Below are 25,023 nucleotides of genomic sequence, written 5' to 3'. Positions count from 1 at the left end.
TGACTGACGAGATCGCGTGGCGGTTTATGGGTCGCCGGTCTCCGTCAGATATCCCTGAGCAGCTCGTTGATGCCGACCTTGGCGCGCGTCTTCTCGTCGACCTGCTTCACGATCACCGCGCAATACAGACTGTACTTGCCGTCGGAGGAGGGCAGATTGCCGGAGACGACGACCGAACCCTTCGGCACGCGGCCGTAAAGCACCTCGCCAGTCAGGCGGTTGTAGATCTTGGTGCTCTGCCCGATGTAGACGCCCATGGAAATCACGGATCCTTCCTCGACGACGACACCTTCGACGATCTCGCTGCGCGCGCCGACGAAGCAGTTGTCTTCGATGATCGTCGGTGCGGCCTGGAGCGGTTCGAGCACGCCGCCGATGCCGACGCCGCCCGAGAGGTGAACGTTCTTGCCGATCTGGGCGCACGAGCCGACGGTGGCCCAGGTATCGACCATGGTCCCTTCGTCGACGTACGCGCCGATGTTGACATAGCTCGGCATCAGGACCACCGACGGCGCGATATAGGCGCCGCGCCGGACCGAAGCGGGAGGGACGACCCGGAATCCGCCGTCCCGGAAGTTGCGCGAGTTGTAGTCCGCGAACTTGGCCGGAACCTTGTCGTAATAATTGGTGTACCCGCCCTTGATGAAGGTGTTGTCCTCGATGCGGAAAAAGAGCAGCACCGCCTTCTTCAGCCATTCGTTCACGACCCACTGGCCGTCCACCTTTTCGGCCACGCGCGCCCCTCCCGTATCGAGCAGATCGACGGCCTCGAGCACGGCGTCGCGCACGAGCGTATCGACGTTGCGCGGGGTGATGGACGCACGGCGCTCGTAGGCCTGTTCGATGATGTTTTGTATGCTGCTCATGATTCTCCGTTCGCGGGGCCGCCCCGCCGTCGTCAGGAAAGGGTCTGCACGAAATCGCGTATGCGCTCGGCCGCCTCGCGGCACTCGTCGAAGCTCGCGACGAGCGCCACGCGGACCCGGTTCTTGCCGGGGTCGGATCCGCGCGCCTCGCGGGACAGGTAGCGGCCGGGAAGCACCAGCACATTCTCGCGCCGGTAGAGCTCCCGCGTGAAGCGCTCGTCGTCGATGGGCGTTTCCGGCCAGAGGTAGAAGCCGGCCTGCGGCCGCTCGACCCGGAGCACCGGCGCCAGCACCTCGAGGACGGAGTCGAACTTCGCGCGGTAGGCGGCGCGGTTCTCGCGCACGTGCGCCTCGTCCTGCCAGGCCGCCATGCTTGCGCGCTGGACCGGACCCGGCAGCGTGCAGCCGTGGTACGTACGGTACTCGAAGAACCGTTGCATGAGTACGCCGTCGCCCGCGATGAAGCCTGAGCGCATGCCGGGCACGTTCGAGCGCTTCGACAGACTGTGGAACACGAGGCAGCGACGGTAGTCCCGGATGCCCAGCTCGTTCGCCACCTGGAGCAGGCCCACCGGCGGGCGGTCTTCGTCGAAGTAGAGCTCCGAGTAGCACTCGTCGGCCGCGACAACGAAGTCGTGGCGCTCGGCGAGCTCGAGCAGGCGGACGTATTCCTCGCGCCCCATGACCGCCCCTGTGGGGTTGCCCGGCGAGCAGGTGTAGACGAGCTGTGTGCGGCGCAGGACCTCTTCGGGAACCGACTGAAAGTCCATCCGGTAATCGGGGGGCGGCGTGTCGAGAAAGTACGGTTCCGCTCCGGCAAGAAGCGCCGCTCCTTCATAGATTTGATAGAAGGGATTGGGCATGATGACGGCCGGCCGCTTGGCGTCGGCGTCGACGATCGCCTGCGCGGCCGAGAACAAGGCCTCGCGCGTCCCGCTCGCCGGCAGCACGTGGCGTTCGGGATCGAGGGGCAGGCGATCCAGCTTGAACCGCCGATTGGCCCACGCCGCGATACTCGCGCGCAGCTCGGGCATTCCCCTGGTGGTGGGATACGCGGAGAGGCCGCCGAGGTGTGCGGCGAGCGCCTCGAGCACGAACCGCGGCGCCGGGTGCTTGGGCTCGCCGATCGACATGACGATCGGCGATTTCGGGGCTGGCGTGACGCCCTGGATGAGCCCGGCGAGCCGCTGAAACGGGTAGGCCTGCAGGCTCGCGAGCTTGGGGTTCATGGGGAGTTATGGGAGAACGACGCGGGCGATTATACGGAAAAGGGGATTTGGCCTCCAACCGACGGATGCACCTGCTCCCGGTCGCGAGCCTGCTGCTCGGGGCCGGGCTCTGGGGCGTCATCTGGTACCCGATGCGCCTTCTCGAGGGCCATGGGCTCTCGGGCATCTGGCTCACGCTGATCCTTTATGCCGCCGCCCTGGCGGCGAGCCTGCCGGTGACGTTGCCCGCCGCGCGCGAACTCGTGGCGCACCGGCGCACGCTGCTGCCGCTCGCGCTGGCCGGGGGATGGACGAACATCGCGTTCGTGCTGGCGATCCTCGACGGCAACGTGATGCGCGTCCTGCTGCTCTTCTATCTTTCGCCGGTCTGGGCCGTGATACTCGGATGGATCATTCTGGGCGAACGGGTCTCGAACCGCTCGCTCGCGACTCTCGGCGTTGCGATGGCGGGAGCGCTGCTGCTGCTGTGGGATCCCGTCTCCGGCGTGCCTTGGCCGCAGCACAACTCCGACTGGCTCGCGTTGAGCGCCGGCTTCGCGTTCGCGCTCTCGAACGTCTTCGTGCGAAAGGGACAGGAGGCGTCGATCGCGGCGAAGTCGCTCGCCGTGTGGGTCGGCGTCGCGGTGATCGCCTACGCGCTGATTGCGCTCTTTCGCGTTCCGTCGCCGGGCGTGGAAGCGACGGTGACGCTCGGCGCCGTCGCCCTCGGCGTCTTCGGCATCCTGCTCATGACCGTGCTCGTGCAGTACGGGGTGACGCACATGCCGATCCATCGCTCGGCCGTGATCCTGCTCTTCGAGCTCGTGAGCGGCGCCATCTCGCAGCAACTCCTCACCGACGAGGTGATGACGGCGGCGGATTGGTCGGGCGGGGCCTTGATCATCGTCGCCGCCTACATCTCGGCGAGGCTGTAGCCGCCGGCGAAGCCCGTCACCCGGGCGCGCCGGCTTTCGCAGCGCGCGCGTAGCTTCGCTCCCCGAAGATCGCCGTGCCGAGACGCACCATGGTCGCGCCCTCCGCGATCGCGTACGCGTAGTCGCCGCTCATGCCCATCGAGAGCTCGGTGAAGAGCGGCAGCCCGAAGCGGGCGCGATTCTCGTCCCGCAGCTGGCGCAGTCCCGCGAAGCAGCACCGTATCTCGGGCTCGCTCGCTTGATGGGGGCCGATCGTCATGAGGCCGCGCAAGACGATGCCCGGCAGATCCTCCCGCCGCAGCTGCTCGAGCAAGCCGGGCAGCGCTTCCGGAAGGACGCCGTGCTTGGCCGGGTCGCGCGTCACGTTGACCTCGATCAGCGCGTTCAGCGGCGTGCTCCATTCGTGCGCGACGTGGGAAAGGCGCACCGCGATCTTCGCGCTATCGAGGGAGTGGACCCAGGCAAAGCGGGGCAGGATGAACTTGGCCTTGTTCGACTGGAGATGGCCGATGAAATGCCACTGCGCGCCGGTCCCCGACAGGGCGTCGATCTTCGGCAGCGCTTCCTGCACGGTGCTTTCGCCGAAATCGCGCTGCCCGGCATCGAGGGCGTCGCGCACGCTCTCGGCCGGATGGGTTTTCGACACTGCGATCAGGCGCACGTCCCGTGGATCGCGCCCTGCCGCGCGCGCGAGCTCCGCGATGCGATCGCGAAGCGCGGCAAGACGGGAGGAGATGTCGCGGGCGCCATCCATGGCGCCGATGTTAACGCGAGTGCGGCGGCGCGGTCAGGGCGCGGTGTGCGCGAGCTTCGAACGCTCGCTGGGACGCAAATACCCCGCCGGATTCACCGCCCGCCCGTCCTTCAGCACCTCGACGTGCACGTGCGGGCCGGTGGAGCGCCCGGAGGAGCCGACGAGGGCGAGGGCGTCGCCGCGACCGACCTTGTCGCCCACTTTGACGAGGAGCGAGAGCAGGTGGGCGTAGCGCGTGACGAGCCCGCTTGCGTGGGTGACCTCGACGACCCGCCCGTAGTTCGACTTCTCCCCGGCGTAGGACACGACCCCGTCGGCCATGGCGCGGATGGGGGAACCGAGCTTGGCGGCGATGTCCACCCCCTCGTGGTAGGCGAGCCGCCCGGTGAACGGATCGGCGCGGGTGCCGAAGTGCGAGGACACGAACCCCCCGTCGGCGGGCCAGCCGGCCGGGGTCACGGCATCGGTGAGCCGCCGGTCGAGCAGCAGCGTCTCGAGGGCCTGGAGCTTGGCCTTGGAGGCGGTGATCTCGAGGGAGAGCCGATCGAGGCTCGCGAGCACGTCGAGCCCGCCGGGCATGCCGGTCTGCTCCGGGCCGCCTTGGGCGACCTCGGTCTCGAAATTGAATTCCCGACGGTCGAGCCCGGCCATGTTGGTGAGCCGGCCCCCGAGGGCATTGAGGCGCAGCACCTGAGCCTGGAGCTGCCCGAGCTTCAGGGCCAGCGCGTTCAGGTGGGTGGAGGCCTCGAGCTTGGCCGCCTCGAGCGCGGTCGCCTGGCGCGCGAGCTCTTCGCCGTAGGCCGACACCAGGCTCTGTTCGCCCGAATGGCGCTCGAGGAGCGCGTGGATCCTGAAGGTGAGCACGCCGAAGAAAAGCGGCAGGAACAGCCCCCCGATGAGAAGGATCACCAGGAGGTGGCGGTGGGAGAGGGAGGCGTTCCGTCCCTTTCGGATCCCTTCGGCAAGCAGGATAATCTGCATAGGCCTTTTGAAGTCTAGACTACGAAGCGGGACCTAAGCGGTCCGGTTTACAAAGGCTTTTTCTGAGCATAGACCAGGACCGGGAGGGAAGAGGGCGATGGGCGGGGTCGGACCGCGGCGAATCGGCGCTTTTCTGACGGGCGGGCTATCCCGGGCGGTGGCCGAGTACATGGACGAGACGACCCGTCTGCAGGCCCTCTGGCATACCCACGTCCCGGAACCGCTGGCCTCCCATGCGCGACCCGTCCGGTTCACGATGGGCAAACTGGTGGTGCACGCCGATACCCCGGTCTGGGCCAGCCGTCTGCGCCAGCAGCAGTTCACGCTCGTATCCCGGCTGGTCCGTGACCCCCTCCTGCAAAACCTGGTCGGCCTCAGCATCAAGGTGACTCCGGCCCGGACCCCCACGGCAGGGGGATGCCGACCCGGTCGGGAAGTTTCGACGCCCCGCCCTCAGCCCTTCTCCAGCGCGACAGGACGACTGCTCCGGAGTGTCGCCGAGGGGATCGAGCATCCGGCGCTTCGCGCGTCCATACTGCGCCTCGCCGAGCTCTCGCGCGGCCCGGGCAAGTCAGGGTAATGGCGACTCGATCCACGGCGGTCGGCAGGATCAGGGACTGCCGGAACTTCGTGCGGGCCGCTCTCGCCGCCTGTCTGCTTGCAGCAGGATCGGGGGCATTCGCGGTTTCAACCGTCGCCGAGGACGCCGAGGGCGAGCTGCGCGTCGCGGCGGTCGGAGACATCATGCTCGGCGGGACGGCGGCGCCGGAGCTCGCGATCTTCGGGTACGACTACCCCTTCGCCCAGACGAAGGAGCTGCTGGGACAGGCGATGCTCGCGTTCGGCAACCTGGAGGGCCCGCTGACCGATCGTGGGCAGCCCTTCGAAGGCAAGCAATATGTCTTTCGGTCGCCGCCCGATCTCGTGGCGCCGGCGCTTGCGCGGGCGGGATTCCGGCTCGTCTCGCTCGCCAACAACCACCTGATGGACTACGGCCTCGACGGCCTGCGCGATACCGTGCGTGCGCTGGATGCGGCCGGTATCCGCTACGCCGGCGCCGGGGAAGACCTCGCGAGGGCACGACGGCCCGCGCTCGTCAATGCCGGCAGTGCGCGTATCGCGCTCCTCGCGTACTCGCTGACGTTTCCGGAGGAGTTCTGGGCATCGAACGCGCGACCCGGCACCGCGTTCGGACACGAGAAGGAGGTGCGCGCGGACGTCGCCGCGGCCCGCGAGAACGCCGACATCGTGCTGGTTTCCTTCCACTGGGGGCGGGAAGGGACCACCGAGCTGCGCGATTACCAGCGTGCGCTCGGGCATGCCGCGATCGACGCCGGCGCCGCCGCCGTGATCGGCCATCATCCGCACGTGTTGCAGGCGGTCGAGCATTACCGCGACGGAATCATCCTTTATAGCCTCGGCAACTTCGTGTTCGGATCGTACAGCTCGACGGCGACGCGCAGCGTCGTCGCCGTCCTGACGGTGCGCGACAAGCGCGTGCACGCCGTGGCGCTGCACCCGATCAACGTGAAGAACGCCGAGGTCGTCTTTCAGCCACGCCCGCTCGCCGGCGCCGATGCCGACGAGGTGGTGGAGTTGCTGAAGGCGCTCTCCGCACCGCTCGGCACCGCGCTCGAGAACCGGAACGGCGTCGCCGTCTGGTCGCGCGATTCGCGCAAGGCGTCCTACGCGCCCTAGGGCGTGTGCGAGTCACCGCGCGGCATCCGTCCCATTTGAAGATTCACAGTGAGTTGTTATGCTCTCGACTCCGCGAGCGACACCGCCTTGCCGCCGCAGCAACCGGAAGGTCTATGATTTTCGTTCCTGACCCGGCGCGATCAACGTGACTCGAAGCCATGAGTACGCCTGTCGGCGGGTGCCTCCGCTCTTCCGGGGCAATCCAACCGGGCCAATAGCCGCGCCATGATTCGCCCGCTCGAGCTGTTCGTCGGCCTGCGCTACGTGCGCGCCCGCCGACGGGATCATTTCATCTCGTTCATCTCGCTCATCTCGATCCTCGGCATCACGCTCGGAATCGCCGCTCTCATTACGGTGCTCTCGGTCATGAACGGCTTCGGCAAGGAGTTGCGCGGGCGCATCCTCGGCGTCGTGTCGCACGTCACCGTGACCGGGCCGGAGGGGAGGCTGACGGACTGGCGGGAAGTCGCGCGCCGAGTGAAGGACCACCCGAGCGTGATCGGCGAGGCGCCCTACGTGCTCGGACAGGCCATGGCAGCACGCGGCCGCGACGTGAGCGGCGTGTTCGTGCGGGGCGTGATGCCGGTGGAAGAGCGCAGCGTGTCCGAAATCGCCGACAAGATGATCGAGGGAAGCCTCGATGCGCTCAAGCCGGGCGAGTTCAACGTGGTGGTCGGGAGCGCGCTTGCCTGGAAGCTCGATCTCGGCGTCGGTTCCCAGGTCTCGCTCGTGGTGCCGCAGGCGCAGGCCACGCCGGCCGGCCTGCTTCCGCGGTTCAAGCGCTTCAACGTCGTCGGCATCTTCCGCATCGACATGTACGAGTACGACAGCGGCCTGGTGCTCGTGCACCTCGACGACGCGGCGAAACTTTACCGGTTGGGCACGGCGGTCACCGGCGTGCGCCTGAAGCTCGACGCCCTGGACACGGCGCCGGCGGTCGCGCAACAGCTGTCGCTCCGGCTCGGACCCGAATATCGCGCGCGCGACTGGACGCGCGAGCACGGCAACTTCTTCCGGGCGCTGCAGATCGAGAAAACCGTCATGTTCGTCATCCTCCTGCTCATCGTTACGGTCGCGATGTTCAACGTGATCTCGACGCTCGTGGTCATCGTTACCGAGAAGGAGGCGGACATCGCCATCCTGCGCACGCTGGGTCTCAGCCCGCGCAGCGTCATGGGCGTGTTCATGGTGCAGGGCGCGGTCGTCGGCGTCCTCGGCACGGTAGTTGGAACCGTCGCGGGAATACTGCTTGCGTACAACGTGGAGTCGATCGTCCAGTTCCTGGAAAGCCTGTTCCGGGTATCGTTTCTTTCCGCGGACGTTTATCTCATCAGCGAGCTCCCCTCGGATCTGCACTGGAGCGACGTCGCACTGATCTCCGGCGCGTCGCTGGCGCTCGCGCTGCTCTCCACCATCTATCCTGCCTGGCGCGCCTCGCGCGTCCAGCCCGCCGAGGCGCTGCGCTACGAATGACGAACGAGTACGTGTTGCGGGCGACGGGGCTCGCGAAGGTGTTCGACGAGGGCGCCTTCAGCGTCTCCGTCCTGCGCGGAGTCTATCTCCGTGTCAGGCGCGGCGAGCAGGTCGGGATCGTAGGCGCTTCCGGATCGGGCAAGAGCACGCTGCTTCACGTCCTCGGCGGACTGGACCGACCGACCGCGGGCCAGGTGGAGATCGACGGCAAGGACATCGGCAAGCTCTCCGAAGCGGCGCGCGGGACATTCCGTAACCGTAATCTCGGCTTCGTCTACCAGTTCCACCACCTGCTGCCCGAATTCACGGCGCTGGAGAACGTGGCGATGCCGCTCCTGATGCGCCGCGGTCCGAGCGGCTCGGCCGTGAAGCAGGCGACCGAGATGCTGAGTCGGGTGGGTCTCGAGGACCGCTTGCAGCATCGGCCGGGTGAACTGTCGGGCGGCGAGCGTCAGCGGGTGGCGGTGGCACGGGCCATGGTCACGCGTCCGCTCTGCGTGCTGGCGGACGAGCCGACGGGTAACCTGGATCGCGAGACCGCCCAGACCGTCTACGAGCTCATGCTCGAATTGAACCGGGAGTTCCAGACGAGCTTCATCATCGTGACCCACGATCCAACGCTGGCTGAGCGAATGGACCGCGTGCTGCGGCTCGAAGACGGCGTGCTGAAGCCCGCCTAGCGGACCCGCGGAGGACGGTTCTTCCGGCGCTCCCAGTCCCGGATCACGTGCCAGCGCCAGAGCCCGCGCATGCTCCAGTACCCGGCGAGCGAGGTGAGGCTGGCCACCACGAAGCTGCCGAGCAGGAACGGCTGCCATATCCGCTTCAATTCCCAGGCGATCCAATCCCAGGTCGGCTCGAAGGCGAACGGCTGGGGCGGGGTGTTGAGTATCCAGGTTCCCACCAGATAGCAGAAATAGGAGATGGGGGGCATCGTCACCGGATTGGTGATCCAGACCAGGGCGACCGAGATCGGCAGGTTGGCGCGCAGATAAATCGCGAGCGCGGCGGCCGGGATCATCTGAAACGGCATCGGCACGAACGCCATGAAGAGTCCGATGGCGAACGCGTCGGACACCGAGTGCCGGTTCAAATGCCAGAGGTTCGGGTCGTGCAGGAGCGTGCCGAAGAACCGCAGGTGCTTGTGGTTGCGCACCTTGTGGGGGTCGGGGAACCAGCGCTTGATCAGGCGGCGCGCCATGGCGGCGGTAGTGTATAGTCTCGCTGTTTAAAGGACTATCGGACGACCGTTGCGCGCCGCGGCGATTGCCTTCCTGGGTGGGATCCTGGTGGTGCAGCAGTTCCCGGCGCTCCCGTCGCCGGCCTGGCTGGCGGTGTTGTTCCTGCCCGTTGCACTCGCCTGGCGCCACCCTCGCGCGGTTCTTGTCATCTTGTTCCTGGTCGCCGGTGCCTCGTGGCTCACCTTCCGCGCCGGGCTTATTTTAGAGCAAACGCTGCCCGAGGGGCTCGAGGGCCGGGACCTGATTGTCGAGGGGTTCATCGCGGACATACCGACCCCCGGCGAATACGGTCTGCGCTTCGAGTTCGACGTCGCGGAAGCCGCCCTGGGCGACTCGGCGGTGAAGGTGCCCCGACGCATCCTGCTCAGCAATGCCGATCCGGGCTTCGCGCCGCGGGTCGGCGAACGCTGGCGCATGACCGTCCGGCTGAAACGCCCGCATGGCTTCCGGAACCCGGGTGGTTTCGACTACGAAGCGCATCTCTTCCGGAAGCGCATCCGGGCGCGCGGTTACGTGCGGGACCATCCCGCCGCGGAGCGGCTCGACCCTTCGCACGGACTGCGTTACGCCGTCGGGCGGGTGCGCCAGGGACTGGGTGAGCGGTTGCGCGCCGTGCTCGGTGAGCGGGCCCATGCGGGTCTCATCGTCGCGCTCGCCAACGGCGATACCCGCGGCATCACGGATGCGCAATGGAACCTGCTTCGCCGGACCGGGACCGTGCATCTGGTCGCGATCTCCGGCCTGCACATCAGCCTGGTCGCGGGTCTCGTTTTCTTTCTTGCGCGGTTCGCATGGGCCTGGCCGGGCTATACGGTGCTGCGCGTACCCGCGCCGATTTTCGGTGCAGTCGCGGGTTTCCTGGCAGCCGCGGCCTACGCGGCGCTGGCCGGTTTCGTGATCCCGACGCAGCGCGCGCTCGTCATGCTGGCGGTCGCGCTCGGGGCGATCGTGCTGCGGCGCCGGTGGGCGCCCTCGACGCTGCTCGCCACCGCGCTTCTTCTGGTCCTCGTGCACGACCCGCTCGCGGTCATGGCCCCCGGGTTCTGGCTTTCGTTCGTTGCCGTCGCAGCGATCGTTTATGCCGTCCGGGGCGACCAGGACGGCCGGTCGCTCTGGCGAAAGTGGGGCCACGTGCAATGGGCCGTCGGTCTCGGGATGCTGCCGCTGCTCCTCGGGCTGTTTCAGCAGGCGTCGCTCGTCTCTCCGCTCGCCAACCTGCTCGCCGTCCCGGCGTTCGATCTGCTGGTCGTGCCGCTGACGTTGCTCGGCGCCGCGTTGATCGGTCTCGGGCAGGACGGCATCGCGCCCCTCGCGCTCGTACCCGCGACCTGGCTTCTCGACCTGCTCTGGAGCGTGCTCGGCGGGCTCGCCGATCTGCCTTACGCGCAGTGGACGCAGCACCGCCCGGCGGACTGGGCGCTCGCGTGCGCCGTCGTGGGCACGATCCTTCTGCTCGCCCCGCGGGGGTGGCCGGCGCGCGCCGTCGGCGTCGTGTGGCTGCTCCCGCTGTTCCTCGTCCGCCCGCCCGCGCCGGCGGCGGGGGAGATGTGGTTCACGCTGCTCGACGTCGGTCAGGGGCTCGCCGCGGTCGTCCGCACGCATGCGCATTCGCTGGTTTTCGACACGGGCGCGCGATTTTCATCGCGCTTCGATGCGGGCAGTGCCGTGGTCGTTCCGTACCTGCAACAGGCGGGAATACGTTCGATCGACGTGCTCGTCGTCAGTCACGGCGATAACGACCATGCCGGCGGCGCGCCGGCGGTGCTCGCCGCGTTTCCGGTCAGCCGCACCCTGAGCGGGTCCCCCGAGGTCCCCGGCACGCCGTGTCGGGCCGGGCAGGCATGGCGATGGGACGGCGTCGACTTTGCCGTGCTCGGCCCGCCGGAGCCGCTCGCCGGTCGCCACAACGACGGTTCGTGCGTGTTGCGCGTATCGAGCGCAAACGGCACTGTCCTGCTTTCCGGCGACATCGAGAGGCGCGCGGAGGAGTGGCTGCTCGAAGCCGGCGTCCCGCTGGCGGCGGACGTGCTCGTCGCGCCGCACCACGGCAGCCGCACGTCGTCCACGCCGGGGTTCCTGGAAAAGGTCCGGCCGCGCCACGTGCTGTTTCCGGTCGGTTATCGCAACCGCTACCGCCATCCGCATCCCGACGTCGTCGCGCGCTACGAAGCGATGGGCGCGCGGCTCTACGACACGCCGTCCGGCGGCGCGCTGGAGCTCAGGTTCGATCGAAAGGGGATCACGGCCACCGGTTATCGGGAACGGGAGCGGCGTTACTGGCACGCCCGGCCGGGTCCGCCTTGAGGTTTTTGCCGCGTCTGTTAAATTAGCCGCACTTTTTCACTCCCCGATCCTCGATGTTTGAACTGATTCAGGCGGGCGGCTGGGTCATGTGGCCCATCGTCCTGAGTTCCGTCGCTGCCCTTGCGATCATCGGCGAACGGTTCTGGTCCCTTCAACGCAAGCACGTCTGTCCGCCGAACCTGGTCGGCCAGGTGCAGCAGTGGCTCGCGCGCAACGAGCTCGACGACGCCCACATCACGCTCGTCCGCGACAGCTCGCCGCTCGGGCGAATCCTGGCGGCCGGGCTCGTCAACCGCCGGCACGATCGCGAGATCATCAAGGAGGCGCTCGAGGACACCGGCCGGCACGTGTCGCCCGACCTCGAACGCTATCTGCGCACGCTCGGGACCATCGCCGCGATCTCGCCTTTTCTCGGTCTGCTTGGCACGGTGCTCGGCATGATCCAGATGTTCTCGGGGATCGGCACGCACGGGGTCGGCGATCCGTCCATCGTGGCGGCCGGCATCGCGCAGGCGCTCATCACCACGGCGGCGGGCCTCGCCGTCGCGATTCCGGCCGTGATGTTCTACCGCTACTTCAGGGGCAAGGTGAACGAGCTCCTGCTCGACATGGAGCAGGAGGCCCTGAAGCTCGTCGAAATCCTCCACGGCGAGCGCGAGAAGGACTGACATGAACTTTCGCAGCACGTCGGACGACGAGCCGGAGCTGAACCTGATCCCGCTGATCGACGTCCTGCTCATGACGTTGATCTTCCTGATCGTCACGACGAGCTTCACGAAGGAGTCGCAGTTGCGCGTGCGCCTGCCGGAAGCTGCGGCCGAGGCGCCGGCGGAAAAGCCGACCGTGCGTATCGCGATCGACGCCCGCGGGCAGTACTTCATCAACGACCAGCAGCTCCTCAACACGAGCGCCGAGACGCTGCGCACGGCCCTGGCCCGGGCGGTCGAGCGGGAGAAGGAGCCGCTCCTGGTGATCCAGGCCGATGCGAAGACTCCCCACGAGGCCGTCGTGCGCGTCATGGACGTCGCGCGCCGGCTGGGGCTCTCGCAGCTCACCTTCGCGACGCAGCAGCCCGCTTCCGAGCCGCCGACACCGTGACCGGCCGCCCCGAGGCTCGCGCGTCGGATCTGTCCGGTTCGCTCAGGCTGTACCGCCGGCTGCTCGGCTACGCGTGGCCGTACAAGCTCGTCTTCCTCGCCGCGCTGGCGGGAATGATCGTGATGTCCGGGACGGGCGCGGCCTTCGCCGCCCTCATGCGCCCGCTCGTCGACCAGGGCCTCGTGGACAAGGACCCCGAGATGATCCGGCTGGTGCCGCCGCTGATCATCGCGATCTTCTTCGTCCGGATCTTCGCGAACTTCCTGGCCGAGTACTCGATCCACTGGGTCGGGCGGCGGGTCACGTACGACCTGCGCCAGGCGCTCTTTGCCCATCTCGTGCGACTTCCGGCGCAGTTCTACGACGTCACGCCGACCGGCGGGCTGATCTCGCGGCTGATCTTCAACATCGAGCAAATCTCGCGCTCCGTGACCGACGCCGTGCTGGTGGTCGTTCGCGACGGGCTCACGGTGATCGCGCTGCTCGGCTACATGTTCTATCTCGACTGGCGCCTCACGGTGCTGTTCCTGGTGCTCGCGCCGGTCACGGCCCTGCTGATGCGGGCGATGAGCCGCCGTTTTCGCAAGACCAGCCACCAGATTCAGGCGAGCGTCGCCGACATCTCCCAGGTGATGCGCGAGGCCGCCGAGGGGCATCGCGTGGTCAAGGCCTTCGCCGGGGAAAAGGCGGAGATCAACGCCTTCGGGAGGGCCAACGAACAGAATCGACGGCATGCCATGCGCAAGGTGGCGGTCTCGTCGATCGGCATCGGCCTGCTCCAGCTTACCGCCGTCGTCGCGCTCGCCGTCGTCATCCAGTTCGCGATGATGTCGAGCGACATCACGGCCGGCGTCTTCGTGTCCTACGTCACCGCCGCCACGCTCATCATGAATCCGGCCAAGCAGCTGACGAAGATCAACGAGGTCATCCAGACGGGGCTTGCGGCCGCGCAGAGCGCCTTTACGCTGCTGGACGAGCCGCCCGAAACCGACACGGGCGCGGTGCGGCTGGAGCGCGTGCGGGGTCGCATCGAGTACCGGCACGTCCATTTCCGGTACCCGACCGCGGCGGTGCCGGCGCTGCACGACATCTCGTTCACGGTCGAGCCGGGGCAAACCCTCGCGCTGGTCGGCCTCTCCGGAAGCGGGAAGACGACGATCGCCGCGCTGCTGCCGCGCTTTTATCGCGTGACGAGCGGAGAGATCCGGGTCGACGAGGTGAACATCGACGAGATCGGCCTTGCCGACCTTCGCTCGCACATCGCCCTCGTCGGTCAGGAGACGCTGCTTTTCGACGACTCCATCCGCCGCAACATCGCGTACGGCCCCGACGAGCCGGTCGACGAGGCGCGGCTGGATCGCGCGGTCCGGGCCGCGCACGTGCTCGAGTTCGCCGCTCAGTTGCCCGAGGGCCTGGATACCCGGGTCGGGGAGCGGGGCGCGCGACTGTCCGGCGGCCAGCGCCAGCGCGTGGCCATCGCGCGCGCCTTATATAAGGATGCCCCCATCCTGATCCTCGACGAGGCGACCTCCGCGCTCGACACCGAGTCGGAGCGGTACGTGCAGGAGGCCATGGCCAAGTTGCGGGAGAATCGCACGACGCTCGTGATCGCGCACCGGCTGTCGACCGTGGAGCGCGCCGATCGCATCCTGGTGCTCGCGAAGGGGCGGATCGTCGAAAGCGGCACGCACGCGGAGCTGCTCGCGCGCGAAGGGGTTTACGCGAATCTCTACCGGAGGCAATTCGCCGAGGCGTGAGCATGACCCGGGGGATCCACGAGGGCCGAGCCGCATCCTGTCCGCGGCCGAACGGCCCGGAATCGGGCCACCGATGACGCCCGCCCGGCGCTGGGAGCGGACATGGTCGGCGGACGGCTGGGCGAGCCGCCTGCTCCTCCCGCTCTCGCTCCTCTTTTCCGCGACCGTCCGGGTTCGGCGACGGCTTTATCGGCTGGGCTGGTTCCGGACCACGCGCCTGCCGATCCCCGTAATCGTGGTCGGCAACGTCACCGTCGGCGGAACCGGCAAGACGCCGCTCGTGCTCTGGATCGCTCAGCGCCTTCAACGGCAGGGCTGGCGCCCCGGTATCGTCACCCGCGGCTACGGGGGCCGGGCCCGGTGCTGGCCCCAGCGCGTGCTGCCCGAAACCGACGCCCGTCTGGTGGGCGACGAACCCGTGCTGCTCGCCCGGCGAAGCGCTTGCCCGGTAATCGCCGATCCGGATCGGCCGCGGGGCGCGGCGAGGCTGCAGACGCTCGGTTGCGACATCGTCGTCGCCGACGACGGTCTTCAGCATTACCGCCTGGCACGCGACCTCGAGATCGCCGTGATCGACGGAGATCGCCGCTTCGGGAACGGCCGCTGCCTGCCGGCGGGGCCGCTTCGCGAGCCGCTCGCGCGGCTCGAGTGCGTGGATGCACGTGTGGTGCAGGGCGAACCGAAAGCGGGCGAGTGGGGCATGACGTTGCAGCCGACGGCGTTTCACCGGGTGGGAGGGGAGGAGCACCGCGCGCCCGCGGCATTCCGGGACGAAACGGTGCACGCCGTGGCCGGAATCGGCAACCCCGGGCGTTTCTTCGCGCACCTGCGGGCGCTCGGCATCCGGGTCATCGAGCACCCGTTTCCGGATCATCATCCCTTCGTCCCCGGCGATCTCCGCTTCGGGGACGCCCGCCCGGTCGTGATGACCGAAAAGGATGCGGTAAAATGCAGTCGCTTTCCGCTCGACAACGCCTGGTATCTCGCGGTCTCCGCCGCGCCCGACCCGCGATTTGCCGAGTGGCTCGACAACCGATTGACGGAGCTTCGACGTGGATAAGAAACTGCTGGACATACTCGTTTGCCCCGTCTGCAAGGGCCCGCTCGTCTACGACAAGGCGCGGGCCGAGCTCCTCTGCAAGGCCGATCGGCTGGCGTATCCGATACGCGACGACATTCCCGTGATGCTCGAAGACGAGGCACGGCGGGTGCCGGACGAGGAGCTCGAACGGAAAGGCGGATCCTAGTCCGACGCGATGAGCTCCGAGTGCAAAAGGCGCGCAACGCGTGCTCGCCAGCCTGGCGCCCCGCGCCTGTGACCTGAAACCGGCCATGCACATCGTCATTCCCGCGCGCTACGCCTCCTCCCGGCTTCCCGGCAAACCGCTGCTTGATGTGGCGGGGAAGCCGCTGATCGAGCGCGTTTACGAGCGCGCCCGCGCGAGCGGCGCGGCGAGCGTCACGATCGCGACCGACGACGAACGAATCCGGGCGGCGGCCGAGGGTTTCGGCGCACGCGTGGTCATGACGTCCGCGTCGCATCGCTCCGGCACCGAGCGCATCGGCGAGGTGCTCGCGCACCTGGGCATCGGGTCCGGGGAGATCGTGGTGAACCTGCAGGGCGACGAACCGCTGATGCCGCCGGCGCTCCTGCGCCAGGTGGCGCAGGCGCTCGAGAGCGACCCGGAGGCGGCGGTGGCGACGGCCTGTCACCGGCTGCGCCATGTCGATGAATTCAACAATCCGAACGTCGTGAAGGTCGTGCGCGACGCCAGGGGGCGCGCGCTCTATTTCAGCCGCGCGCCGATTCCGTTTCCGCGCGACGGGGAAGGCCCCGCCGAGGCGTTCCGGCACATCGGGCTCTACGCCTATCGAGCTGGGTTCGTCGCGCGCTACTGCGGCTGGTCGCCGTGCCCGCTTGAAAGCATCGAGCAGCTCGAGCAGCTGCGGGTGCTGTGGCACGGCGAGACGATCAGCGTCGTGGAAACGGCCGAGCTGCCCGAGGCGGGTGTCGACACACCCGAGGACCTCGAGCGTGTTCGCAGAGCCTACGGGAACCAGCGGGGATAGGCATGGTGAAAGTGCTGTTCGTGTGTCTCGGCAACATCTGCCGCTCGCCGATGGCGGAGGGTGTGTTCCGTCGGCGGGTTGCGGAGGCGGAGCTTCTCGAGCATGTCGAGATCGATTCGGCGGGAACGCATGCCTACCACGTCGGCGAGCCGCCGGACGAGCGCGCACAGGCCGCGGCGGTTCGGCGCGGCGCCGACATCAGCGGGCTCCGCGGCAGGCAGGCGGGAGTGGAGGATCTGGAACGCTACGATCTGGTGCTCGCCATGGACCACGAAAATTACGCGCATCTGCGGGCCATCTGTCCGCCCGGGCACGAGCACAAGATCCGCCTGTTCCTGGAATTTGCCACGCGCTCGGACGAGCGGGCGGTTCCCGATCCGTACTTCGGGTCGGCAAGCGGCTTCGACCGCGTGCTCGATCTCATCGAGGACGCGGCCGAAGGTCTCCTGGCCGAGGTGCGAGCTCGCCTCGCCCGCTGACCCTTACTCGGTCTTGCCCTCGGCGTGGTCGTTTCCTTCGTCGCGCCGTGTCTCGACCTGCACCAGCGATACCGCCGACTCTTCCCGCCGGGGAACCTGCGAAGCCGAAGGCGCAGCCGCCGGCGACGGTGCAGCCGGAGTCGAGATCGGGGTCGGCACGGGCGATGCCCCTTCGTTCTCGGCCGGATGAGAGGGTGTTTCGGGTGTCCGCGATGCCTGGCCGTTGCCGCTGTGGGGATGTTCGCGGCGCGGGGGCACCCCCTGCCGCGATGATGCCTCGCGCCCTTGATCGGCACCGGATTCCGCGCGCGGCGCCGTCTCCGGACGGGTGCCGGAGCGTCCGCGACGGCCGCGACGGCCGCGGCGACGACTGCTCTCACGTCGCTCCTGCGCGCCGGTACCCGCCTCCTGGGCCGCCGGCGCGCTTGGGCGATGCGGGCGGGGCGGCTTCGCCGCTTCCGTTGGCGCGGGCTTCGGTACGCGCGGCGGGCGACGGTGGTCGCGCGGACCCCGGTCGCGTGCGGGAGCTGGCGGTGCCTGACGGGGGGCCGGTTCGGGGATGGCCGGCTCCCCGCCGAAGAGCCCGCTGATAAGGCGCTTGATAAGTCCGGCCGGTTTCCTGGCCGGCGCCATCGGCGCCGGTGGCGCCGCTCCGTGCGTCAGCGGTCCGATCACCGGCTTTTCCGCGGCAGGCGCGACGCGTGGCGGCGCCTCTTCCTCTTCCTCCTCGACGATCTCGATGTCGTAGCTGGGGATGTCCGCCTCGGCCTCGTACTCGTCCATGCGCAGACGACGTATGTGGTAATGGGGCGTCTCCATGGTCTCGTCCGGGATCACCATGACCGGCGTGCCGATGCGGGACTCGATGCCGGTGAGCTCGTGGCGCTTCTCATTGAGCAGCCAGGTGGCGGTCTCGACCGGCAGGTGCACGTGCACGGCGGCCGTGTTTTCCTTCATCGCCTCCTCCTGAATCATGCGAAGCACGGAGAGGGCGGAAGACTGCACGGACCGGATGTGGCCGGTCCCGACGCACCGGGGGCACACGAGCGAGGAGGTTTCCCCGAGGGCCGGGCGCAGGCGCTGGCGGGACATCTCGAGCAGCCCGAAGCGAGAGATGCGACCGACCTGCACCCGTGCGCGGTCGACCTTGAGGGAGTCCATGAGGCGCTGCTCCACCATCCGCTGGTTCCGCACCGGCGTCATGTCGATGAAGTCGATGACGATCAGGCCGCCCAGATCGCGCAGCCGGAGCTGGCGGGCGACCTCCTCGGCCGCCTCGAGGTTCGTGTTCAGCGCGGTCTCCTCGATGTCCGCACCCTTCGTCGCCCGCGCCGAGTTCACGTCGATGGTGACGACCGCCTCGGTCTTGTCGAACACAATGGCTCCGCCGGACTCCAGGCGTACTTCACGGGAAAACGCGGACTCGATCTGGTGCTCGATCTGGAAACGCGAAAATAGGGGTGTCTCGTCCTTGTAGAGCTTCAGGCGGTCCAGCCACTGGGGGGCCACCTGCTGCATGAACTTCTTCATGCGCTCGTAGATCTCGGGGTTGTCGACCAGCACCTCCCCGATGTCCTGCCGAAGGTAGTCCCGCACGGCGCGCACGACCAGGTTGGATTCCTGATAGATCAGGAACGAGGCCGGCCGCTCGGCCGCCGCCTTGCTGATCGCGTCCCAGAGGTGCACCAGGTAGTCGAGATCCCACTGGAGCTCCTCGGGCGAGCGCCCGATCCCCGCGGTGCGGGCGATGAGCGAGTAGTCTTCCGGTACCGTAAGGTGCGCCATGGCTTCGCGCAGCTCGGCCCGTTCCTCCCCCTCGATCCGGCGGGAAATGCCGCCGCCCTTGGGGTTGTTGGGCATGAGGACGAGGTAGCGGCCCGCCAGGGAGATGAAGGTGGTCAGTGCCGCGCCCTTGGTGCCGCGCTCTTCTTTATCCACCTGAACAACGAGTTCCTGGCCTTCCTTGATAACGTCCTTTATGCGGACTTGGCCGAGCGGCGTGCGTTCGTCGTGCCCGGTGAAGTAAACGCGGGAAATTTCCTTGAGGGGCAGGAAGCCCTGGCGCTCCGTCCCGTAGTCGACGAACGCCGCTTCCAGGCTTGGCTCGACCCGCGTGACGCGGGCCTTGTAGATATTGCCCTTCTTCTGTTGGTAGGTGGAGGACTCGATGTCGAGGTCGAGGAGCTTCTGGCCGTCGACGATGGCGAGGCGCAACTCCTCCGGATGAGTTGCGTTGAAAAGTATTCTTTTCATTTACAATCCCCGACGCATCGGGGTTCGCGCGCGCATGGCGGCGTCTGTGCGGTTAAGGCACCACGCGGGGAAAGCGGCTCGGCGTCCCGAGGACGGGCGCTCAACCCTGCCAGGTGCGGAAAACCCGTTGCGTCTAATCGCTGTGCATCCCTACTAAGGGGTGAGGGATGCGAAACCCTTTCTTATCCCCGGCGGCCTGAGCAAGAGCGGGAAGGGTGCGCTGCGGCGGCGCTCGCCGGGCGGTAACGGCTCCAAGTAAGGCCGATACGGAAAACACAACAACACGGGACACGGGCCGGAAAATCTCGCAAGCCCTTGACACCGTATCGAATATACGACGCGGCATCTTATCAACGAACCCCGCGAGCGGCAATTGCAACGGGCGTCTTGCATGAAAAAAGCTTAGTGGACGAACAAAAGGGCGTCCGTTTTCTCCAGATCGACGAGTCCCGTGCTGGCCAGCGTCTGGACAACTTTCTGCTGGGGCACCTCAAGGGTGTGCCCCGCAGCCACGTTTATCGCCTGCTGCGTCGAGGAGAGGTACGCGTCAACGGAGGCCGGGCGAAGCCCGAATACAGGCTGGAGGCCGGCGACCGGATCCGGGTGCCTCCCGTCCGGACGGCCGCCGCACCCTCACCGGTATCGGCAGCCGGGTTCGAGTGGCTGAATGACCGGATACTGTACGAGGACGACGAACTGCTGGTGCTCGATAAACCGGCCGGGCTCGCCGTCCATGGTGGCAGTAACGTCCCGGTGGGACTGATCGAAGCGGTCAGGTTGCTCCGTCCGCACCACACCCTGATCGAGCTTGCCCACCGCCTGGACCGGGACACGTCCGGCTGCCTTATCCTGGCCAAAGACCGTTCCGTGCTCCTTGCTCTGCACCGTATGTTCCGCGCCGGAGGGGTCGAAAAGCGCTACCTCGCGCTGGTCCGCGGTCGTTGGCGCGGCGGTCCGCGCGAAGTCAGGGCGGCGCTGGAGCGCGGGCCGGAGCGCGGAGGCGAGCGGCGAGTGGAAGTGCGCGCCGAGGGGAAGGAGGCGGCGAGCCGGTTCAGCCCGCGGGGGCATTTTGGTCCGGCCACCCTGGTCGAGATACGCCTCTATACCGGCCGGACGCACCAGGCCCGCGTCCATGCCGCCCATATCGGCCACCCGATTGCCGGGGACGACAAGTACGGGGATCGTGATTTCAACCGCGAGATGCGCCAACTGGGCCTGCGGCGGCTCTTTCTGCACGCGGCCTCGCTGCGGTTCGCGCATCCTTCCGGTAGGGGTAGAATTGCCGTAGAGGCGGCGCTCCCCCCCGAGCTTTCGCGACTCCTGAACGGACTCCGTAATGAACCGGCCGTTTGACCTGATCGTCTTCGATTGGGACGGAACCCTCATGGATTCCGCCCGCAAGATCGTGCGCTGCTTTCAGGCGGCCGCCGCGGACCTGGGCCTGCCGGTCCCGACCGAGGACCGCGTTCGCCACATCATCGGCCTCGGTCTGAACGAGGCTCTGGCGGAGCTGCTGCCGGAAACCGATGCGGACACCCGCCAGCGGGTCGCGGAACGGTATCGCGAACACTTCCTGTTCCTCGACGAGACCGAGATGCCGCTCTTTCCGGGGGTGCGCGAGGGCCTGGAGGGGCTGGCCGCGGCCGGATTTCGCATGGCGATCGCCACCGGAAAGGCCAGGCGGGGATTGGATCGCGTGCTGCGCGACACCCGGACGTCGGTGTACTTCTGCTCCACACGCTGCGCCGACGAGGCCGGATCCAAGCCCCATCCCAGAATGCTGTACGACATCCTGGCGCACACGGGCGTCATGCCGGAGCGCGCGGTGATGGTCGGTGATACGACCTATGATCTGGAGATGGCGAAGGCGGCGTCGCTCTCCAGCATCGCGGTGAGCTATGGCGCGCACGACCGGGCGCGGCTGCTCAACCACGACCCGCTCGCCTGCCTCGACACGTTCTCGGAGGTGTGCGCGTGGCTGCGTCCTCCGCGCCGCACCTGATCTGTGCGGCCGACGCGCTGGCCGACGGCGGGGCCGGAGTGCGTTTTACGGTGCAGTGGGCAGGCGGCTCGCAGTCGGCCTTCGTCGTCCGTTATCGGGGCGCGGTGTACGCCTATATCAACCGGTGTGCGCATCGCGCGCTCGAGCTCGACTGGGAACCGGGGCGCTTCTACGACGCGGAGGCCCGCTACCTCGTCTGCGCGACCCACGGGGCGCTGTACGAGCCCGACACGGGCCGGTGCGTCGCCGGTTCGTGCACCGGAGGGCTGGTCAAGCTGGCGACGTTCGAAAACAATAGTTACGTGTATCTGGCGGCGGATGCCGCAGTGAGGGTGAGCGGTGACTGAGAACATGAACGAGGCGGGCGGCGCGGTCCGCGAACCCGGCTGGGAGCGCGACGTGCTCGAGCGGCTCGCCTTCGCGACCTTGACGGAGCAGCGGCGCGCGCGCCGCTGGGGCATCTTCTTCAAGCTGTTCTTTGCGGCCTATCTCCTTTTCATGCTCTTTCTGCTGATCGGCGACAACGTCGGCGGCCGAGCCCTCGCGGCCCGGTACACGGCGCTCGTCGAGCTCGACGGGGAGATTTCCGCCGACAGCCTGGCGAGCGCGGACAACGTCATCACGGGCCTGCGAAGCGCATTCGAGGACAAAGGCACGGCCGGCGTCATTTTGCGCGCGAACAGCCCGGGCGGCAGCCCGGTGCAGGCCGGCTACATCTACGACGAGATCAAGCGGCTGCGGGCGAAGTATCCCAAGATTCCCGTATACGGCGTCGTGACGGACATGTGCGCTTCGGGCTGCTACTACGCGCTCGCCGCCGCGGACAAGATCTACGCCGACCGGGCGAGCATCGTCGGCTCCATCGGCGTGCTGATGAACAGTTTCGGTTTCGTCGAGGGAATGAAGAAGCTCGGGATCGAACGAAGGCTGCTCACCGCCGGCGAGCACAAGGCGATGCTCGATCCGTTCTCGCCGCTCAAGCCGTTCGACCGCAAGCACGCGCAGCAGCTGCTCGAACGCGTGCACCAGCAGTTCATCGAGCGCGTGCGCTCCGGGCGCGGGCAGGCGCTCAAGGAAACGAGAACCATCTATTCCGGACTCTTCTGGACGGGGGAGGAGGCGCTCAAGCTCGGGTTGGTGGACGAGTTCGGCAGCGCCGGGTTCGTCGCCCGCGAGGTCGTCGGGGCGGAGGACATCGTGGACTTTTCCTACCAGGAGGCGCTCTTCGACCGCTTCGCGCGCCGTATCGGCACCGCCATGGCGCGCGTGCTCGGCACCGAAGTGCTCGGCCGTCCGGGATTGAGGTAGGGCTATCGCGGCGTGGCGTGGACGCCGGACGAGACGCGCGCACGCGTCTGGATGTTCGACCCGGCTCCCGTCCCGACGTCTTGCTCAGATCACCCGCACGCCTTCGTTTTCGAGCATGCGCACCAGACGGATCAGCGGCAGGCCGATGAGGGTGTTCGGATCGTCGCCCTCGAAACGCTCGAGTAGCGCGATGCCCAGACCTTCCGATCGCACGCTTCCCGCGCACCCGTAGGGTTGTTCCTTGCGCAGGTAGGACTCGATCTGCGCGTCCGTCAGCTCGCGGAACTGCACGCCGAAGGTGATGACTTCGCACTGCACGCGCCCCGTTTTCGCGTTGACCAGCGCCAGCCCGGTGTAAAGCACGACCTTCTTCCCGGATGCGCTGCGTAGCTGGCGCACGGCATTCTCGTGGCCGTGCGGCTTACCGACGATGCTTCCGTCGTATACCGCCACTTGATCGGAGCCGATGACGAGGGCATCGGGACAGCGGAACGCGATCGCTTGCGCCTTGGCGATGGCGAGCCGACGGACAAGCGCCTCGGGCGACTCGCCTGCCTGAGGGGTCTCGTCGAGTTCCGGCGCCAGCGCCTCGAAGGGAAGCTGCAGACGCGCGAGCAGCTCGCGGCGAAAAGGCGAGGAGGAGGCCAGAACGAGTTTCATGGGCTGTTGATCTTGAACCGCGGATGAGGAACGAACGAGCAGCGCAGGGCGCTTTCGACACCCTCATCTACGATTCACGTTTTCTTACTCGATCTCGACGAGCGCTTCGTCGGGATTGACGCTGTCTCCCTTGGTCACGTTCACGCTCTTCACGCGGCCCGCGACCGGCGCCGGGACCTCGTTCTCCATCTTCATCGCCTCGATAACCAGCACGGGATCTCCCGCCTTCACGCTGTCGCCCGCCTTCACCATGATGTCGACCACGGTGCCGGGCATGGAACTGGTCACGTCTCCTTCCTTCGAGGCCTTCGGGCGCCTGGAACCGCGCGAGACGCGCCGCGTATCGACCATCGCCGCCTCCGTCGGCACCGTCTCGGTCAGCGTCTCGACCAGGATTTCTTCGGTGACGCCGTCCAGCACGACGTAGAAGGGACGGCGGTCTTCGGTCTTGTGGCCCGCGCCCTTAACGTGGATGTGATAGGTCTCGCCGTGCAGCGTGATGTTGAACTCGGTGGGGGCGAGGGCAGGCGCGGTACCCGGCGCCGCTTCGACACCGCGGGGCTTCAGCTCTTCCGGCTTGAGCGTGCCCGCGGCCCGCTCCTCGAGGAGCTTCCGTCCGATCTCGGGGAACATCGCGTAGGTGAGGGCATCCTCCTCGCTCTTCGCGAGTTCCCCGACCTCGTCCCGCAGGCGGTGCATTTCCGGCTTCAGGCGATCGGCCGGCCGGCAGGTGATGACCTCCTCGTCCCCGATCGCGAGCTTGCGTACGGTCTCGTTCACCGGGCCCGGCGCCCGGCCGTAGCGGCCCTGGAGGTACATCTTCACCTCGTTGGTGATGCTCTTGTAGCGTTGACCGGTGAGGACGTTGAGGACGGCTTGCGTGCCCACGATCTGGGAGGTCGGCGTCACGAGCGGCGGGAAACCGAGGTCTTCGCGCACGCGCGGGATTTCCGCCAGCACCTCGTTCATGCGGCTCAGCGCGCCCTGTTCCTTCAGTTGGTTCGAGAGGTTGGAGATCATTCCTCCCGGCACCTGATTCACGATCACCCGGGTGTCGATCTCCGCGTACTCGCTCTCGAACTGGTGGTACTTCTTGCGTACCTCCCGGAAGTAGGCGCCGATCTCCTGCAGGAGGGGCAGGTCGAGACCGGTGTCGTAGGGCGTGCCCTGGAACGCCGCGACCATGCTCTCGGTCGGCGAATGGCTCGTGCCCCAGGACAGCGAGCTGATGGTCGTGTCGACGTGGCGCGCGCCGTGCTCGACCGCCTTGTACATGCTGATGTTGGCGACGCCCACCGTGGTGTGCGAATGGAAGTGCAGCGGCAGCTTCACGGCCTTCGCGAGCGCTTCGAACAGCTCCGCGGCGCGCGGCGGCGTGAGGAGTCCCGCCATATCCTTGATCGCGATCGAGTGACAGCCCATGTCGGCGAGCTCGCGTGCCTGCTCGATGAAATGTTCGGTGGTGTGTACCGGGCTCGTCGTGTAGCAGATCGCGCCCTGCGCGTGCTTGCCGGATTTGATGACGGCGGCGACGGAGGTGCGGAGGTTCCGCAAATCGTTCATCGCGTCGAAGATCCGGAACACCTCGACGCCGTTCTCCGCGGCCTTCTTGACGAAAGCCTCGACCACGTCGTCGGAGTAATGCCGGTAGCCGAGCAGGTTCTGCCCGCGCAGCAGCATCTGGATAGGCGTGTTGGGAAGGGCTTTCCTGAGCTTGCGCAGCCGCTCCCACGGGTCCTCCTTGAGGAACCGTATGCAGGCATCGAAGGTCGCACCGCCCCAGGCCTCCGCCGACCAGAAGCCCGCCCGGTCGATCCTGTCGCAGACGGGGAGCATGTCCTCGGTCCGCATGCGCGTCGCGAGCAGTGACTGGTGCCCGTCGCGCAGGACGAGCTCGGTGACGTGAACCTTCTTCGATGCGCTTGCCATGGTGAAT

25 protein-coding genes are annotated in these 25,023 nt (G+C 67.5%); 17 read left to right on the top strand and 8 right to left on the bottom strand.

Annotated elements, in window-relative coordinates:
• Window positions 1-44: 44 nt before the first annotated feature.
• Both dapD and dapC read right to left on the bottom strand, forming a co-directional pair.
• On the bottom strand, window positions 45-866 hold the full coding sequence (dapD, locus tag SVA_RS09335) for a 2,3,4,5-tetrahydropyridine-2,6-dicarboxylate N-succinyltransferase (RefSeq protein WP_096460968.1): 822 nt from the start codon (window positions 864-866) through the stop codon (window positions 45-47).
• A 32-nt stretch (window positions 867-898) separates the two neighbouring features.
• Window positions 899-2,095 carry a succinyldiaminopimelate transaminase gene (dapC, locus tag SVA_RS09330; protein WP_096460967.1) on the bottom strand — a complete coding sequence of 399 codons (1,197 nt, stop codon included), beginning with the start codon at window positions 2,093-2,095 and terminating at the stop codon, window positions 899-901.
• Between the two features lie 47 nt (window positions 2,096-2,142).
• Here dapC and SVA_RS09325 point away from each other — a divergent pair, with 47 nt between their 5' ends.
• Complete coding sequence (locus SVA_RS09325; protein ID WP_169924045.1) at window positions 2,143-3,009, top strand: DMT family transporter; 867 nt, start codon at window positions 2,143-2,145, stop codon at window positions 3,007-3,009.
• Between the two features lie 16 nt (window positions 3,010-3,025).
• Here SVA_RS09325 and SVA_RS09320 read toward each other — a convergent pair whose 3' ends face one another.
• Window positions 3,026-3,763, bottom strand: a complete 738-nt coding sequence (locus SVA_RS09320) for a YggS family pyridoxal phosphate-dependent enzyme (protein WP_096460965.1) — start codon at window positions 3,761-3,763, stop codon at window positions 3,026-3,028.
• A gap of 33 nt (window positions 3,764-3,796) precedes the next feature.
• Window positions 3,797-4,672 carry a M23 family metallopeptidase gene (locus tag SVA_RS09315; RefSeq protein ID WP_169924044.1) on the bottom strand — a complete coding sequence of 292 codons (876 nt, stop codon included), beginning with the start codon at window positions 4,670-4,672 and terminating at the stop codon, window positions 3,797-3,799.
• Window positions 4,673-4,841: 169 nt separating this feature from the next.
• Between SVA_RS09315 and SVA_RS09310 the strand changes: the two genes are divergently transcribed.
• The 4 genes from SVA_RS09310 to lolD all read left to right on the top strand — a co-directional run bounded on the left by SVA_RS09310 (window position 4,842) and on the right by lolD (window position 8,595).
• A complete protein-coding gene (locus tag SVA_RS09310) occupies window positions 4,842-5,324 on the top strand; it encodes a DciA family protein (RefSeq protein ID WP_096460963.1) in 483 nt (160 codons plus the stop codon).
• On the top strand, window positions 5,324-6,442 hold the full coding sequence (locus tag SVA_RS09305; RefSeq protein WP_169924043.1) for a CapA family protein: 1,119 nt from the start codon (window positions 5,324-5,326) through the stop codon (window positions 6,440-6,442). Before SVA_RS09310 ends, SVA_RS09305 begins: the two co-directional genes overlap by 1 nt.
• A gap of 225 nt (window positions 6,443-6,667) precedes the next feature.
• Window positions 6,668-7,915 (top strand): lipoprotein-releasing ABC transporter permease subunit, encoded by a 1,248-nt coding sequence (locus SVA_RS09300; RefSeq protein ID WP_096460961.1) that lies wholly within the window; start codon window positions 6,668-6,670, stop codon window positions 7,913-7,915.
• Window positions 7,912-8,595: a lipoprotein-releasing ABC transporter ATP-binding protein LolD gene (gene lolD, locus SVA_RS09295; protein WP_096460960.1), complete on the top strand. Its 684-nt coding sequence runs from the start codon at window positions 7,912-7,914 to the stop codon at window positions 8,593-8,595. The genes SVA_RS09300 and lolD overlap by 4 nt, the downstream gene beginning before the upstream one ends.
• Here lolD and SVA_RS09290 read toward each other — a convergent pair.
• Complete coding sequence (locus tag SVA_RS09290) at window positions 8,592-9,116, bottom strand: DUF2062 domain-containing protein (protein WP_096460959.1); 525 nt, start codon at window positions 9,114-9,116, stop codon at window positions 8,592-8,594. The genes lolD and SVA_RS09290 overlap by 4 nt on opposite strands.
• Before the next feature lie 49 nt (window positions 9,117-9,165).
• Here SVA_RS09290 and SVA_RS09285 point away from each other — a divergent pair, with 49 nt between their 5' ends.
• The 8 genes from SVA_RS09285 to SVA_RS09250 all read left to right on the top strand — a co-directional run bounded on the left by SVA_RS09285 (window position 9,166) and on the right by SVA_RS09250 (window position 16,864).
• Window positions 9,166-11,460 carry a DNA internalization-related competence protein ComEC/Rec2 gene (locus SVA_RS09285; RefSeq protein ID WP_169924042.1) on the top strand — a complete coding sequence of 765 codons (2,295 nt, stop codon included), beginning with the start codon at window positions 9,166-9,168 and terminating at the stop codon, window positions 11,458-11,460.
• Between the two features lie 53 nt (window positions 11,461-11,513).
• Window positions 11,514-12,128 carry a MotA/TolQ/ExbB proton channel family protein gene (locus tag SVA_RS09280; protein WP_096460957.1) on the top strand — a complete coding sequence of 205 codons (615 nt, stop codon included), beginning with the start codon at window positions 11,514-11,516 and terminating at the stop codon, window positions 12,126-12,128.
• A 1-nt stretch (window position 12,129) separates the two neighbouring features.
• Window positions 12,130-12,558 (top strand): ExbD/TolR family protein, encoded by a 429-nt coding sequence (locus SVA_RS09275; protein WP_096460956.1) that lies wholly within the window; start codon window positions 12,130-12,132, stop codon window positions 12,556-12,558.
• Window positions 12,555-14,315, top strand: coding sequence for a lipid A export permease/ATP-binding protein MsbA (msbA, locus tag SVA_RS09270; protein ID WP_197703443.1), 1,761 nt, complete (start codon window positions 12,555-12,557; stop codon window positions 14,313-14,315). Before SVA_RS09275 ends, msbA begins: the two co-directional genes overlap by 4 nt.
• Before the next feature lie 73 nt (window positions 14,316-14,388).
• Entirely contained in the window at window positions 14,389-15,375 is a 987-nt protein-coding gene (gene lpxK / locus SVA_RS09265; protein ID WP_096460955.1) for a tetraacyldisaccharide 4'-kinase, read from the top strand.
• Window positions 15,368-15,562, top strand: a complete 195-nt coding sequence (locus SVA_RS09260; protein ID WP_096460954.1) for a Trm112 family protein — start codon at window positions 15,368-15,370, stop codon at window positions 15,560-15,562. Before lpxK ends, SVA_RS09260 begins: the two co-directional genes overlap by 8 nt.
• A gap of 85 nt (window positions 15,563-15,647) precedes the next feature.
• Complete coding sequence (gene kdsB, locus SVA_RS09255) at window positions 15,648-16,385, top strand: 3-deoxy-manno-octulosonate cytidylyltransferase (protein WP_096462895.1); 738 nt, start codon at window positions 15,648-15,650, stop codon at window positions 16,383-16,385.
• A 2-nt stretch (window positions 16,386-16,387) separates the two neighbouring features.
• A complete protein-coding gene (locus SVA_RS09250) occupies window positions 16,388-16,864 on the top strand; it encodes a low molecular weight protein-tyrosine-phosphatase (protein WP_096460953.1) in 477 nt (158 codons plus the stop codon).
• 3 nt (window positions 16,865-16,867) lie between these two features.
• On the opposite strand, the gene SVA_RS09245 is transcribed toward SVA_RS09250, so the two are convergent.
• Window positions 16,868-19,117: an Rne/Rng family ribonuclease gene (locus SVA_RS09245; RefSeq protein WP_096460952.1), complete on the bottom strand. Its 2,250-nt coding sequence runs from the start codon at window positions 19,115-19,117 to the stop codon at window positions 16,868-16,870.
• A 405-nt stretch (window positions 19,118-19,522) separates the two neighbouring features.
• Between SVA_RS09245 and SVA_RS09240 the strand changes: the two genes are divergently transcribed.
• From SVA_RS09240 to SVA_RS09225, 4 genes are read left to right on the top strand one after another with little or no spacing between them, the layout of a single operon-like run.
• Complete coding sequence (locus tag SVA_RS09240; protein ID WP_096460951.1) at window positions 19,523-20,470, top strand: RluA family pseudouridine synthase; 948 nt, start codon at window positions 19,523-19,525, stop codon at window positions 20,468-20,470.
• Window positions 20,454-21,119, top strand: a complete 666-nt coding sequence (locus tag SVA_RS09235; protein WP_096460950.1) for an HAD-IA family hydrolase — start codon at window positions 20,454-20,456, stop codon at window positions 21,117-21,119. Before SVA_RS09240 ends, SVA_RS09235 begins: the two co-directional genes overlap by 17 nt.
• Complete coding sequence (locus tag SVA_RS09230) at window positions 21,092-21,466, top strand: Rieske (2Fe-2S) protein (RefSeq protein ID WP_096460949.1); 375 nt, start codon at window positions 21,092-21,094, stop codon at window positions 21,464-21,466. Before SVA_RS09235 ends, SVA_RS09230 begins: the two co-directional genes overlap by 28 nt.
• Window positions 21,459-22,427 carry a S49 family peptidase gene (locus SVA_RS09225; RefSeq protein ID WP_197703442.1) on the top strand — a complete coding sequence of 323 codons (969 nt, stop codon included), beginning with the start codon at window positions 21,459-21,461 and terminating at the stop codon, window positions 22,425-22,427. The genes SVA_RS09230 and SVA_RS09225 overlap by 8 nt, the downstream gene beginning before the upstream one ends.
• Before the next feature lie 84 nt (window positions 22,428-22,511).
• Here SVA_RS09225 and SVA_RS09220 read toward each other — a convergent pair whose 3' ends face one another.
• Entirely contained in the window at window positions 22,512-23,087 is a 576-nt protein-coding gene (locus SVA_RS09220) for a Maf family protein (protein ID WP_096460947.1), read from the bottom strand.
• An 84-nt stretch (window positions 23,088-23,171) separates the two neighbouring features.
• Window positions 23,172-25,016, bottom strand: coding sequence for a sodium-extruding oxaloacetate decarboxylase subunit alpha (oadA, locus tag SVA_RS09215; RefSeq protein ID WP_096460946.1), 1,845 nt, complete (start codon window positions 25,014-25,016; stop codon window positions 23,172-23,174).
• Window positions 25,017-25,023 lie beyond the last annotated feature (7 nt).

This window comes from Sulfurifustis variabilis, from assembly GCF_002355415.1.
Lineage (GTDB): Bacteria > Pseudomonadota > Gammaproteobacteria > Acidiferrobacterales > Sulfurifustaceae > Sulfurifustis > Sulfurifustis variabilis.
This window is presented reverse-complemented; position numbering and strand designations above follow the sequence as displayed.